15 protein-coding genes and 1 tRNA gene are annotated in these 12,300 nt (G+C 71.7%); 5 read left to right on the top strand and 11 right to left on the bottom strand.

The features are described from left to right. Positions 1–18: 18 nt before the first annotated feature. From ACSJDX_RS08705 to ACSJDX_RS08695, 3 genes are all read right to left on the bottom strand, one after another. Positions 19–600 carry a LytR C-terminal domain-containing protein gene (locus ACSJDX_RS08705; protein ID WP_438352293.1) on the bottom strand — a complete coding sequence of 194 codons (582 nt, stop codon included), beginning with the start codon at positions 598–600 and terminating at the stop codon, positions 19–21. A gap of 69 nt (positions 601–669) precedes the next feature. Beyond that, positions 670–921 carry a DUF3263 domain-containing protein gene (locus ACSJDX_RS08700; protein ID WP_438352292.1) on the bottom strand — a complete coding sequence of 84 codons (252 nt, stop codon included), beginning with the start codon at positions 919–921 and terminating at the stop codon, positions 670–672. Between the two features lie 29 nt (positions 922–950). Beyond that, positions 951–1,979, bottom strand: a complete 1,029-nt coding sequence (locus tag ACSJDX_RS08695) for a DUF2332 family protein (RefSeq protein ID WP_438352291.1) — start codon at positions 1,977–1,979, stop codon at positions 951–953. Between the two features lie 51 nt (positions 1,980–2,030). On the opposite strand from ACSJDX_RS08695, the gene msrB reads away from it, so the two are divergent. Next, the gene (msrB, locus tag ACSJDX_RS08690; protein WP_438352290.1) at positions 2,031–2,438 is read left to right on the top strand and encodes a peptide-methionine (R)-S-oxide reductase MsrB; all 408 of its coding nucleotides are present in this window, start codon (positions 2,031–2,033) and stop codon (positions 2,436–2,438) included. Further along, positions 2,435–2,971: a nitroreductase family protein gene (locus tag ACSJDX_RS08685; protein WP_438352289.1), complete on the top strand. Its 537-nt coding sequence runs from the start codon at positions 2,435–2,437 to the stop codon at positions 2,969–2,971. The genes msrB and ACSJDX_RS08685 overlap by 4 nt, the downstream gene beginning before the upstream one ends. 13 nt (positions 2,972–2,984) lie before the next feature. Here ACSJDX_RS08685 and ACSJDX_RS08680 read toward each other — a convergent pair whose 3' ends face one another. The 5 genes from ACSJDX_RS08680 to ACSJDX_RS08660 form a co-directional block, all read right to left on the bottom strand. Further along, positions 2,985–3,929, bottom strand: a complete 945-nt coding sequence (locus ACSJDX_RS08680) for a DMT family transporter (protein WP_438352288.1) — start codon at positions 3,927–3,929, stop codon at positions 2,985–2,987. A gap of 124 nt (positions 3,930–4,053) precedes the next feature. Further along, complete coding sequence (locus ACSJDX_RS08675) at positions 4,054–4,386, bottom strand: hypothetical protein (RefSeq protein WP_438352287.1); 333 nt, start codon at positions 4,384–4,386, stop codon at positions 4,054–4,056. Between the two features lie 171 nt (positions 4,387–4,557). Continuing rightward, entirely contained in the window at positions 4,558–4,770 is a 213-nt protein-coding gene (locus tag ACSJDX_RS08670) for a hypothetical protein (protein WP_438352286.1), read from the bottom strand. A 106-nt stretch (positions 4,771–4,876) separates the two neighbouring features. Next, positions 4,877–4,952 (bottom strand) — tRNA-Thr (locus ACSJDX_RS08665). Positions 4,953–5,039: 87 nt separating this feature from the next. Next, a complete protein-coding gene (locus ACSJDX_RS08660; protein WP_438352285.1) occupies positions 5,040–6,014 on the bottom strand; it encodes a DsbA family protein in 975 nt (324 codons plus the stop codon). A gap of 307 nt (positions 6,015–6,321) precedes the next feature. On the opposite strand from ACSJDX_RS08660, the gene ACSJDX_RS08655 reads away from it, so the two are divergent. From ACSJDX_RS08655 to ACSJDX_RS08645, 3 genes are all read left to right on the top strand, one after another. Next, positions 6,322–7,425 carry an ABC transporter ATP-binding protein gene (locus ACSJDX_RS08655; RefSeq protein WP_438352284.1) on the top strand — a complete coding sequence of 368 codons (1,104 nt, stop codon included), beginning with the start codon at positions 6,322–6,324 and terminating at the stop codon, positions 7,423–7,425. A 100-nt stretch (positions 7,426–7,525) separates the two neighbouring features. Continuing rightward, positions 7,526–8,830, top strand: a complete 1,305-nt coding sequence (locus ACSJDX_RS08650; RefSeq protein ID WP_438352283.1) for a DUF4032 domain-containing protein — start codon at positions 7,526–7,528, stop codon at positions 8,828–8,830. A gap of 72 nt (positions 8,831–8,902) precedes the next feature. Beyond that, entirely contained in the window at positions 8,903–9,226 is a 324-nt protein-coding gene (locus ACSJDX_RS08645; RefSeq protein ID WP_438352282.1) for a Dabb family protein, read from the top strand. A 48-nt stretch (positions 9,227–9,274) separates the two neighbouring features. Here ACSJDX_RS08645 and ACSJDX_RS08640 read toward each other — a convergent pair whose 3' ends face one another. Genes ACSJDX_RS08640 through cysS form a run of 3 tightly spaced genes read right to left on the bottom strand, consistent with a single transcriptional unit; the run spans position 9,275 to position 12,297 of the window. Further along, a complete protein-coding gene (locus ACSJDX_RS08640; protein WP_438352281.1) occupies positions 9,275–9,916 on the bottom strand; it encodes an NAD(P)-dependent oxidoreductase in 642 nt (213 codons plus the stop codon). A gap of 1 nt (position 9,917) precedes the next feature. Then, the gene (gene rlmB, locus ACSJDX_RS08635) at positions 9,918–10,910 is read right to left on the bottom strand and encodes a 23S rRNA (guanosine(2251)-2'-O)-methyltransferase RlmB (protein WP_438352280.1); all 993 of its coding nucleotides are present in this window, start codon (positions 10,908–10,910) and stop codon (positions 9,918–9,920) included. Then, on the bottom strand, positions 10,900–12,297 hold the full coding sequence (gene cysS / locus ACSJDX_RS08630; protein ID WP_438352279.1) for a cysteine--tRNA ligase: 1,398 nt from the start codon (positions 12,295–12,297) through the stop codon (positions 10,900–10,902). The genes rlmB and cysS overlap by 11 nt, the downstream gene beginning before the upstream one ends. Positions 12,298–12,300 lie beyond the last annotated feature (3 nt).

Raw genomic sequence — 12,300 nt, 5'->3', positions numbered from 1 at the left:
GGGAAACAGTCCGGTCCCTCAGCCCGTGGGCGCGGGGGTAGCCGCAGGCGGATTGGCGGTGCGGTCGAGGCCGATCACGATCGTGAGCACCTTGGCGTCGGGGTTGCCGGCCGGCTGGTACACGTCGCTCTGCTCGACCTTGGCGCCGCCGATGATGCCCGCGAGACCCAGCGCGGCCGCCTGGTCGCCGGGAGCGAAGTAGTAGACGGTCGTGGTCGGGAAATCGGTGCTGCCCGCGCCGCTGGCGTTGACCGCGTTCGGACCCCAGCCGGCGGCGACCACCGTCTCCTTCAGGCGGGTCGCCAGTCCGGTCTCGGGCGTCGCGTTCAGGATGCCGACGGTGAACGTGGTGTCGACGATCGGCGTCACGACCGGGGTCGGTGTGGGCGTCGGGGTCGGCGTCGGCGTGAGGACGACGCGGCCGGAGACGACGAGCACGCCGAAGATGCCGGCCGCGATGAGGACGATGGTCGCCAGCGCCGCCCAGAGCGCGACGACCCATCCGCGCATACGGGGGTTCTCGGCCCGATGAGCCCCGACGCGTCCGTGGGCGGACGGGAGATCGTCGAAGCGATCCTTCGGGTAGGACGTTCGAGGCATCCCACGATGCTACCGGGCGCCGCCGAGGGCGCCGTTCAGGCAGGGCCGGAACCGCGCGGTGCCGCGTCCTCAGCTGCCGGCGGCGGTCACCCGCGCGAGGCGGGCGCGGTCGCGCGTGTCGCGCACCCGTCGCAGCCGCTTGACGAGCATCGGGTCGTGCGCGAGCGCATCGGCGGTGTCGATCAGCCGCCCGAGCAGCTGGTAGTAGCGCGCCGGGGTGAGCTCCAGCTCGGCGCGGATGGCCTCCTCCTTGGCGCCCGCATGACGGGTCCACTCCGCCTCGAAGGCGAGGAGGGCGCGGTCGCGATCGGAGAGGGGCACGATCCCACGGTACGACCGCTCCACGGGATTCAGCGGCGCGACGCGCGCGCCGCCGCCGACCCGCTCCCCAACCCGCGCACCCACCCGCCGAGCGGATCCGCCGCGGCGAGCGGTTCGCCGTCGAGCGCGAGCACGAAGCCGTCGCCCTCGTCCGCGCGAAGGGGCGGATGCCACGCCCCGGGCGATCCCGGAGCGTGCAGCGCCGGCGGGTCGACCGTGATCCACCGCGCGCCGAGGTCGCGGATCGTCCGGATCAGCCGATCCCTGCCCTCGCGGGGGATGTGCGGCATCACCCCCGGCGTCGTGACGACGAGCGCGGCATCCGTCGGCGCCTCGGCGGCGAGCGCCCGCAGCACGGCGGGGTCGGTGGCGTCGCCTGCCACGAGCCGGGGCGGGTCGGCGGCGACCACGTCGAGGGCGGCCACGATGCGCTCGACCCGACCGGCCTCGCCGGGCCACACGAGTGCACCGAGGAACCGGCGATCGTCGGGGTCGGCGGCGTCGAGCGGGTGCAGGTCGACGCCGGCGCGCCACACGACGTCGGGCAGCGCCGGCGGGCGCACGCGCTCGAGAGCGGCGTGCAGGAGCACCGGCGAGGGCCCCTCGACCGGATCGAGGACGACCGGGCCGTCGGGGGTGTCGTAGCGGTAGGAGTAGCGGTCGGGGTACAGGCACAGCCCGGCACTCGCCCCCACCTCCAGCAGCGCGATCGGTCCCTCGACGAGCGTCAGAGCGGGAAGCAGCGCCGCGCACCGCAGCGGCTCGTTGGTCTGGATGCTGCGCCGCCCGCACTCCCCGACCACGGCGTCGGCGTGCGCCCGCACCCACTCCGCCCAGACCGGGTAGGCCGCCTCGGGCGCCCCGAGCATGCGGGTGACGGCGAACACGAGCGGAGGCTGCCGCCGGGTCGCCGGGATGCGACCGAGCACCTCCTGCACGGTCGGATCGGCCGCCACGCCCGCCGCCCACTCCGCGTAGAGCGGGGAGCGCCCGGGCGCCTCCTCGCGCGCGAACCGGGCGTACCGCTCGCGCACGTGCTGCGCGGCATCCGTCGTCATGACCTCATTCTCCCGGGCTCCGCGAAGGTGCGCGCCTGCGAGAATGGAGGCATGGCATACGAAGTCACCAAGAGCGACGAGCAGTGGCGCGACGAGCTCGACGCCGACCGCTACGCGGTCCTGCGCGAGGCCGCCACCGAGCGCGCGTGGACCGGCGAGCTGCTCGACGAGAGCCGAGCGGGCCTCTACACGTGCGCGGGCTGCGGTGCGGAGCTGTTCCGCAGCGGCACCAAGTTCGACTCGCACTGCGGATGGCCGAGCTTCTACGAGTCGGTGCGGCCGGAGGCGGTCGAGCTGATCGACGACAGCAGCCACGGGATGGAGCGCACCGAGGTGCGCTGCGCCGGCTGCGGCTCGCACCTCGGGCACGTATTCCCCGACGGGTTCGGCACGCCCACCGGCGACCGGTACTGCATGAACTCGCTCGCCCTGGAGTTCACCCCCGAGGCTGACGCGTGACCGGCGCCGTCGAGGCCGCGCGGGTCCGCAAGTCGTGGTCGAAGGTGACGGATGCCGCGCCCGACCGCGCGGAGCTGGAGCGCCTGGTCTCGGCCGCGGGCCGCGTGGCCGACCACTCCTCGCTGCGTCCGTGGCGGCTGATCGAGCTGCGCGGCAAGGATCGTGAGCGCCTCGGCACCGCGATCCACAAGGCCGAGGGGAAGAAGGGCGCCTCGACCAAGCCGCAGCGGGCGCCGCTGCTGGTGGCCGTGGTGGCCAGCTACCGCAAGAGCAAGGTGCCGCGGTGGGAGCAGGAGGCGGTCGCCTCGGGCGTCGCCCACACGCTGAGCCTGCTGCTGGACGACGAGGGCTGGGGAGTCTTCTGGCGGACCGGCGACTACACGCGCGCGAAGGCCGTCGCCAAGGCGCACGGGCTGAAGAAGGACGAGGAGCTGCTCGGCTGGCTCTACATCGGCGGCAAGCCGGAGCGGTCGCGGCCGACCCGCGTCAAGACGATCGACGCGCGCAAGCACCTGTCGCGCATGCCGCGCTGACGACGGCGCGGGATCAGCGGCGCCGCCACCGCACCGTGGCGACGATCACCGCACTGAGCGCGATGGCCACCGTGGCGAGCTCCACGCCCAGTCCCGGTCCGGACAGCGCCGGCCAGAGCGCATCGAGCACGACCGAGGCGGTCAGCTGCCCGACGACGATCCCGAGTCCGAGCAGCAGGACGCCGGTCGAGGCGACCAGCGCCGCGGACAGGAAGATGTACGCCACCCCGAGCGCACCGCCGAGGTAGAGCCACGGTTCGGTCGGGAGGGGCTGCGGCGAACCGACCACTGCGACGTGCACGGTCGCGACGACCGCCAGGATCGCGGTCCCGCCGATGAAGTTGACCAGCGTGGCGGTCAACGGGGTGCCCACCCGCGCGCGCAGGCGGCCGTTCGTGGCCTGCTGCCATGCGATGCCCGCGCCGACGAGGAAGGGAAGGACGAGCATCCACACCGGCGCCGCGCCCGTGCCGCCCGCCAGCGACACGCCCACGGCGCCCAGGACGAGGACGCCTCCGGCAACGCGCGGCAGGGTCACCGCCACCGCTCCGGCGGGGCCGTACCCGGTCCGGTCGAGCACCAGTCCGCTCACGATCTGCCCGGCCACGACGCCCACGGTGAACAGGGAGACGCCGATGATCGCGACGGACAGGCCCTGGGTGGCGACGGTGAACGCGCCGGCTGCGCCACCGGCGAGCATCCACCACGGGATGCGGCGACCGCGCACCTCGGCGACCAGGCGGCCGAAGCCCGCACGCCCGGACGGCAGCACCGCCGACAGCACGGCGACGATCACCAGACCCGAGCCGAAGGAGATGACCGCCGCGACGAAGCCGTCGCCGAGTCTCAGCCCGAGCTGACCGTTGACGCGCGCCTGCACAGCCGTGAGCACGCCGATGAGGGCCGCGCCGCCGAGCGCGAGTCCGGCGGGCAGGCGGGTGTGGTCGTGAGCGGTCACGGTCCTGCCGATCCGGAGCATCGGGGCCGCTCCGGCGCACCAATCTACCGAGCGTGCGGCGCAGCGCCGAACCGGGCGCGACACACGTCGCGGTCGGCGTCGCGCCGGCCGCGGATCGGTGCGATCAGCGTCCCGTGCCCCACCAGACGTAGCGCAGGAACGCGACGCCGAACACCAGCACGCCGACGCACGCGATGACCAGCGCCGGCGCGTGGATGAGCCCGTACACGAGCCCCACCCCCACCGCGCAGGCGGCGGTGATCACCACGATCGCGACCATGGCCGCCAGCATCCGCTGCCACCATCGTCCCGCGGCCAGCATCGACCAGCGCCCTCCCAGGCGCCGGAACGCGCGCAGGACGGTCGCCGCGATGATGTCGCCGACCGGCGGCACGCTCAGCGCCCGACTCGTCTCCCCCAGCTCGGCGCGACGAAGCAGCTCGGCTTCGCGGCGCACGGCAGTCTCCCCAACGGTTGCCATGTCATCCCCCAGTGATGAACGCTTTCCCTGGGCGTCGATGGTACGGCGTCCGAGCGCGGAATGCACCCCTGGATTCGGTGGGAGCCTGATGAGAACGCGTAACGACCGGCTCCCGCCGGAGTCGGGAACGGGGCGGCGGCTCTCCCGTCAGGCGCGGCGGCTCTGGTCGTGCTCGGCTTCCATCGCGGTGGAGTGGAGCTGAAGGATGGCGACGGCCTCGTGCAGCGAGCCGACCCGCGTCTCGATCGTGTCGTAGTGGTGCACGAATCCGTTCGCGTCGCGCGCGGTGATCGTGACGAACGCGTACCCGTGGCGCGGCACCTTGGCCGCCCCCTTCGCGGACTGCTTGCGATCGGCCATCGGCTCCCCTTCCCTCCCTCGAAAGTACCCGCACCCGGCGACATCACGAGGAGGGCATGCCGGTGATCGGTCGCCACGGCTCACGAACCGGCGGGTCGACGTCCTATGGTGCCGACTACAGGACTTGAACCTGCAACCCCCGTATTACAAGTACGGTGCGCTACCAATTGCGCCAAGTCGGCTCGACCGCCGTCGACGGCGGTCGTCGCATCGAGTCTACGGCGGGTCTCGTCGCTCCCGCGGCAGCGACGGAGGGATGAGCGGCGGAGTCAGCCCGCGGGCGTAGCCGAACCGGTCGCCGACGGCGTGGGGGTCGGCGTGCTGTAGTAGGCGTCGCTCGCGACCGTCAGCACGAACTGCGCGAACTCCTTCGGGTCGTTGAGCGCTCCGACGTACTCGACGCCGTTCACGAGCACCGTCGGGGTGCGGGTGAGGGAGACGCCCTTGGAATCGGGGATGCTCTTCAGAGCCCGGTCCGTGGCGCTCTTCGCCCACGTCGAGAACGTGCCGTCCTCGATGCAGGATTTGATGGCCTTGGGCGAGTCCACTCCGGTCGCCGCAGCGAGAGTGGCCAGCTCAGCATCCGTCATCCCGTCGGAGTCGACGTTCGGCTGCTTCTTGAGCAGCTCGTTGTTGAAGGTGAAGAACTTGTCCGGTGAGTGCGTGGCCACGCAGGCGGCGGCGTTCGCCGCGCGCAGCGAGTACTTCGTGCCATTGGACTTGGCCGTGAGCATGGCGACCGGGTAGTAGGTGAGCGTCGCGGCGGACTGGTCCACCCATTTGGACAGCTGCTGCGCGTTCGCGGCCTGGAAGTCGCGCGACCCCGACGACAGGTAGTCGACGTACACGCGGATGTCGACGGTCGGGTGGCCGGTCGCGGTGGGCGCCGGCGTCGGGGTGGGCGCCGGCGTCGCCGCGGCGACGGAGGGATCCGGACTCGGAGCCGGCGTGGAGCCGAGACCGTCGGCCGATCCCGAGCTCGCCACGCTGCCGGCCTTGGTCACGACGAAGCCGTCGCCGGCGACGTTGGCCGGTGAGAGCAGCGGCTTGGACGCGTTCGACGTGAACGCCCAGGTGACGACCACCGCGGCCACGGCCACGACGGCGACCGCGCCGATGCCCACCGACACGCGGCGGATGATGCGCGCACGGCTCTGCCGCTGCTGCACCTGCTGAGCCTTCTCGCGCACAGCCCCGCGACGATCGTTCGGCGCAGGCACGTGGGGCGACTGATCGTCTGACATGGAACCTCTTGAGCGGGAACAGGGCCGGATCTCCGGCGGGCCGCGCGCTGAGGCGGCCGGGATCGATGCTAGCCAGCCATTCTGGGAAATGCCCAGACACGGCGTCCACGCCGCCCGAGCGTGCGGTCCGTCGATCCCGCAACCTCGGGCGCCCACGGGCCGCCGGGATCCAGGAATACCCAGGTTGTGCGGGGCATCCGCGTGCCATACTGGTGGCGCGTCCAATGGCGGGCGTGCGGGACAAGCCCCGCTCATTCCATCACTACGGATCGTCCGGCACGTACCTGCCGGTGAAGGAGAAGAGAAAATGGCGTCAGTCACGTTCGACAACGCAACCCGCTTGTACCCCGGAGGCACCCGTGCCGCGGTGGACAAGCTCAACCTCGAGGTCGGCGACGGGGAGTTCCTCGTCCTGGTCGGCCCCTCCGGCTGTGGCAAGTCCACGTCGCTGCGCATGCTGGCCGGCCTCGAAGAGGTCAACTCCGGCCGCATCCTGATCGGCGAGCGCGACGTCACCGACGTGCCGCCGAAGGACCGCGACATCGCGATGGTGTTCCAGAACTACGCGCTGTACCCGCACATGACCGTCGCCGAGAACATGGGCTTCGCGCTCAAGATCGCCGGCGTCGGCAAGGAGGAGCGCGCGACCCGCGTTCTCGAGGCCGCCAAGCTCCTCGACCTCGAGCAGTACCTCACGCGCAAGCCGAAGGCGCTCTCGGGCGGCCAGCGTCAGCGCGTCGCCATGGGCCGTGCCATCGTGCGTCAGCCGCAGGTGTTCCTGATGGACGAGCCGCTGTCCAACCTCGACGCCAAGCTGCGCGTGCAGACGCGTACGCAGATCGCGTCGCTGCAGCGCCGCCTCGGGGTCACCACGGTCTACGTCACGCACGACCAGACCGAGGCGCTCACGATGGGCGACCGCATCGCCGTGCTCAAGGACGGTCTGCTCCAGCAGGTCGGCACGCCGCGCGACCTGTACGAGAAGCCGAACAACGTGTTCGTCGCCGGCTTCATCGGCTCGCCCGCGATGAACCTGTTCACCTCCGACCTCGCCGACGGCGGGGTGAAGTTCGGCTCCGAGGTGGTCCCGCTCGACCGCGACACGGTGGGCCGCGCGAACGGCAGCCAGGTCACCGTCGGCGTGCGCCCCGAGGACATCACCGTCGGCCCCGCCGACGGCAAGGGCCTCTCGGTGACGGTCGACCTCGTCGAGGAGCTCGGCGCCGACGGCTACCTGTACGGGCACACCGACATCGCCGGCAAGCGCACCGACATCGTGGCGCGCGTCGACGGACGTCGTCACCCGAACGCCGGAGACACCGTGACCCTGGCGGCCAATGCCGGCCACGTGCACGCCTTCGACATCGAGTCGGGCGAGCGCCTCAACGACAAGCCCGTCGTCTCGGCCTGACGCACCACCTCATCCCACGCAGCGACGCGGCGCGGAAGCCGGTCCTCGACTCAGTCGACGGGCCGGCGCCCGCGCCGCGTCTCGCTTCCCCCGGAGCCTCATGACCGAGTCCCTGCGCATCACGGCGAGCTCCGTCGATGCCGGCCTGCTGACCCTCCCGTGGTCGACCCCGTTGGCCGAATGGCCCAACGACAACATCGTCTTCCTCCCCAAGGGCATCTCCCGCCATCTCGTGCGGTTCGCGACGCTCTCCGGCCGGGTCGTCGCCATCAAGGAGACCACCGAGGAGATGGCCCGCCGCGAGTACGACATGCTCGGCAATCTCACGCGTCTGGACGCGCCGTGCGTCGATCGCGTCGCCGTCATCGCCGGGCGGCGGGATGCCTCAGGCGACCCCCTTCCCGCCGCGCTGGTCACCGCGCACCTGCGCTTCTCGCTCCCCTACCGCGCCCTGTTCACGCAGGTGCTGCGCCCCGACACCGCCACCCGACTGGTCGACGCCCTCGCCGCCCTGCTCGTCCGCCTGCACAATGTGGGCTTCTTCTGGGGCGACGTGTCGCTGTCCAACACCCTCTTCCGCCGTGACGCCGGCGCGTTCGCCGCCTATCTCGTCGACGCCGAGACCGGGGAGCTCCACGAGAGCGGGCTCACCGCCGGGCAGCGTGAGCACGACCTCGACGTCGCCCGCACCAACATCGCCGGGGAGATCATGGACCTCGCCGCGGGCGGACGCCTCGAGGGCGGGGTCGACGCGGTCGAGGTGGCCGACGGCATCATGTCGTCCTACCGATCCCTGTGGGCGGCCCTCACCGATCAGGAGTCGTTCGGCTCGGACGAGGCCTGGCGGCTAAGCGAGCGCGTGCAGCGCCTCAACGACCTCGGATTCGACATCGGCGAGATGTCGATCCAGACGACGGCCGACGGCACCCGGGTCTCGATCCAGCCGAAGGTGGTCGACGCCGGTCACCATCAGCGCCGTCTCATCCGCCTGACGGGACTCGACGTCGAGGAGAACCAGGCGCGGCGGCTGCTCAACGACCTCGACCAGTTCGCGGCGCGCATCTCCCGACTCGGCTCCGACGAGGAGATGGTCGCCCACGAGTGGCTCACGCGGGTGTTCGAGCCGGTGGTCAAGGCGATCCCGTTCGATCTGCGCTCCAAGCTCGAACCGGCCGAGGTGTTCCACCAGGTGCTCGAGCACCGCTGGTACATGTCGCAGGCTCAGGGACGTGCCGTCCCCCTGGCGGAGGTGCTGACCTCCTACATCGACGACGTGCTGCGGCACCGTCGTGACGAGGCGACCGTGATGGGCCCGCCGACCGAGACCATGGCCATCCCCGTCGTCACGGGCACGGTGGGTGTCGTGGATGACGAGGACGAGGTCGACTGGCGCGACCTGGTCTGACGCCTCGCGAGGATCGGCATATCGTCATACAATCGAGCGATCCCCGTACGTCGCCGTCCCTGAGGAGTCCCGATGATCGCCCACCTCGCCGTCTTCCGCTGGAAGCCCGACGTGACGCAGGAGCAGGTCGACGAGCTCACCGTGGCACTGCGCGACATGGCGACGAAGATCGCCGTGCTGCGCTCGTACGTCGTGGGTCCCAATCTGCACCTGCGACCGGGAGGGTCGGACTACGCCGTCACCGCGCTCGTGGACGACGCGGCCGGACTCGAGGCCTACCTCGACCACCCCGAGCACCTGGCGGTGCTGCAGTCGCACCTCGTGCCGATGATCGCCGAGCGCAACGCCGTCCAGCTTCCGCTCGCGGACGGCAGCAGCCTCGCCAGCGCGTCCTGAGGCGCACGGATGCCTCGGCCCGAGGCATCCGCTCCGTCGGACCGGTCGTCAGTAGCCGACGGTGAACCGCTCGCGGTGGTGCTTCGGCGCCTCGATCTCGTCGAGGAACGCCACCCCGAGGTCGGCGCCCGAGATGTAGGAGACGCCCTCCTCGTCGCGCACCACGACGTCGCCGCCGTCGCGGTACGAGCCGGTGCGCTCCCCCGCGTTCCACGCCCCGAACGTCTCGGCGGGATGCACGAAGAACCAGTCGAGGTCGGCAGGCGAGTTCTCCAGCGCGTCGAGGATGTCGATGCCGGTCTGCGCCTCGGCCTTGTACTCCTCGGGGAAGTCCAGGTCGAACAGGCGCGGCCCTCCGGGAGCGCTGAGCGACCCGCCGGCTCCTCCGACCACGCCCAGGCGCGCGCCGGTACCGACGAGCTCGAAGGCGAGAGCGACCACAGCGGGAACGGCCTTCTCCGTCATGTCCCCGCGCGGCGCGATCGCCACGACGACGGCATCGGCGCCCTCGATCTGCGCGAGCAGGCCGGGCAGATCCAGGATGCTGCCCTCGACGTACGTCGCTCCCTCGACCCGCTCCGGAGCGAGCGATCGCGACACGGCGAGCACCTCGTGACCGCGGCGCGCGCCCTCCTCGACGATGTTGCGACCGGCGAACCCGGTCCCTCCGATGACGGCGATGCGGGCCATGTCAGCTGCCTTCCGGGTTGCGCAGGGTGGAGACCTGGTAGAGCGCGACGGATGCCGCGATCCCGGCGTTGAGCGACTCGGTCGCCGCCTCGATCGGGATCGAAACGACCTGGTCGCACGTCTCGGTGACCAGGCGCGACAGTCCCTTGCCCTCCGAGCCGACGACGATCACGACGGGACGGTCGGCCAGCTGCAGCGCCGGCAGCGAGACATCCCCGCCACCGTCGAGCCCGAGCACGAACACGCCCTGCTTCTTGAAGTCCTTCAGCGTCGCGGTGAGGTTGGGCGCCACCGCCACGGGGAGACGCGCTGCGGCGCCCGCGCTGGTCTTCCAGGCGGCGCTGTTCACGCTCGCCGACCGACGCTGCGGCACGATCACGCCGTGCCCGCCGAACGCGGCGGTGGAGCGGATGATGGCGCCCAGGTTGCGCGGATCGGTGATGCCGTCGAGGGCGATGAACAGCGGCACCTCGCCGCGGTCGATCACCTCTTCGAGCAGATCGTGCGGGTGCGCGTACTCGTACGGCGGCACCTTCAGCGCCACGCCCTGGTGCACGCCGTCGAATCCGGCCATGCGGTCGAGCTCGGGGCGGGTGACCTCCATCACGGGGATGCTGCGGTTCGTCGCGATCGACAGCATCTCCTTGACGCGGTCGTCCATCTCGACGCGCTGCGCGATGTAGAACGCCGTCGCGGGGATCTTCGCCCGCAGCGCCTCCAGCACCGAGTTGCGGCCGGTGACCGTCTCGGTGTCGTCGTCCTTCTTCGCGGCGCGCGGGCGCGACCCGCCCTGCCCGGCGACGCGGGGCTTGCCGCCCGCCGCGGCGTAGCGCTCCTGGGCGGCTTTGCGCTTCCCGGCGGGGTGCCAGGCGCGGTCCTCGGCCTTCGGGGTCGGCCCGCGACCCTCCAGTGCCTTGCGGCTGTGCCCGCCGGTGCCCTTCAGCGGACCCTTCTTCTTCCCTCTGGCGCCCGGGCGCCCCGGCTTACCGGCCATGAATGCTCCAATGTGTTCCGTCCGGAGTGTCCTCCAGATCGATGCCGGCCGCCGCGATCGCATCGCGCACACGGTCGGCCGTGGTCCAATCCTTCTCGGCCCGCGCCTGCGCGCGCTGGGCGATCATCGCCTGCACGAGGGAGTCCAGAGCGGATGCCTCGGCCGGGTCGCCGCCCGTGCGCCACTGCGGGTCGCGCGGGTCGATGCCCAGGATTCCGGTCATCACGCCGACCGCACGCACGGCGCGGGAGGCGGCATCCGCGTCTCCGGCATCGAGCGCGGCGTTGCCCGCCCGCACCGTCTCGTGGATGACGGCGAGCGCCTGCGGCACGCCCAGGTCGTCGTCCAGCGCCGCCGCGAACGCGTCGGGCAGGACGCCGTCGGGGTCGGCCGAGATGTCGACCACACGCTCGGCCCGATCGAGGAAGCTGCGGATGCGCTCGAGCGCGGCCTCGGCCTCGTCGAACGCGCGGCCCGCGACGTCGAGGCTCGAGCGGTAGTGCGCGGCACCCAGGGCGTACCGCACCACGAGCGGGTCGCGGCCCTGCAGCGCATCGTCGGCGAGCACGAAGTTGCCGAGCGACTTCGACATCTTCTGCCCGTCGACGGTGACGAGCCCGTTGTGCACCCAGTAGCGGGCGAACGGGTCGCCGGCCGCGGCGGACTGGGCGAGCTCGTTCTCGTGGTGCGGGAAGCGCAGATCGAGTCCGCCGCCGTGGATGTCGAACTCGGGCCCGAGGTAGCGGCGCGACATCGCCGAGCACTCGATGTGCCAGCCGGGGCGCCCCGCGCCCCACGGCGACGCCCAGGTCGCCGATGCGGGCTCGTCGGCCTTCGCGCCCTTCCAGAGTGCGAAATCGAGCGCGTCGCGCTTGCCGGCATCCGCATCCGCCGACGACTCCATCGCATCGGGGCGCTGCCGGGTCAGCTCGCCGTAGCTCGGCCAGGAGCGCACGTCGAAGTAGACGCTGCCCTCCGCCGGGTAGGCGTGCCCTTCCGCGATGAGTCGATCGATGAGCTCGATCATCTGAGGGACGGATGCCGTCGCCCGCGGCTCGTACGTGGGGGGAAGGATGCCGATCGCGGAATACGCCCGCGTGAAGGCGAGCTCCATGCGGTAGGCCAGCGCCCACCACGGCTCGTCGTCGGTGGCGTTGGCCAGCACCTTGTCGTCGATGTCGGTGACGTTGCGCACGAACGTGACGCGGCCGAAGCGATGGGTGAGCCAGCGGCGGAGGATGTCGAAGCTCAGCGCGCCTCGCAGGTGCCCGATGTGCGGACCCGACTGCACCGTCGGGCCGCAGACGTACACCGTCACGTTCGACGGGTCTCCCGGCACGAACTCGCGCAGGGTCTGCGCCTGGGTGTCGTAGAGCCGGACTGTCACCTC

It is taken from the genome of Microbacterium fluminis (assembly GCF_051549805.1).
GTDB lineage: Bacteria > Actinomycetota > Actinomycetes > Actinomycetales > Microbacteriaceae > Microbacterium.
The sequence above is the reverse complement of the archived record's forward strand: the minus strand, read 5'-3'. Positions and strand labels throughout refer to the sequence as shown.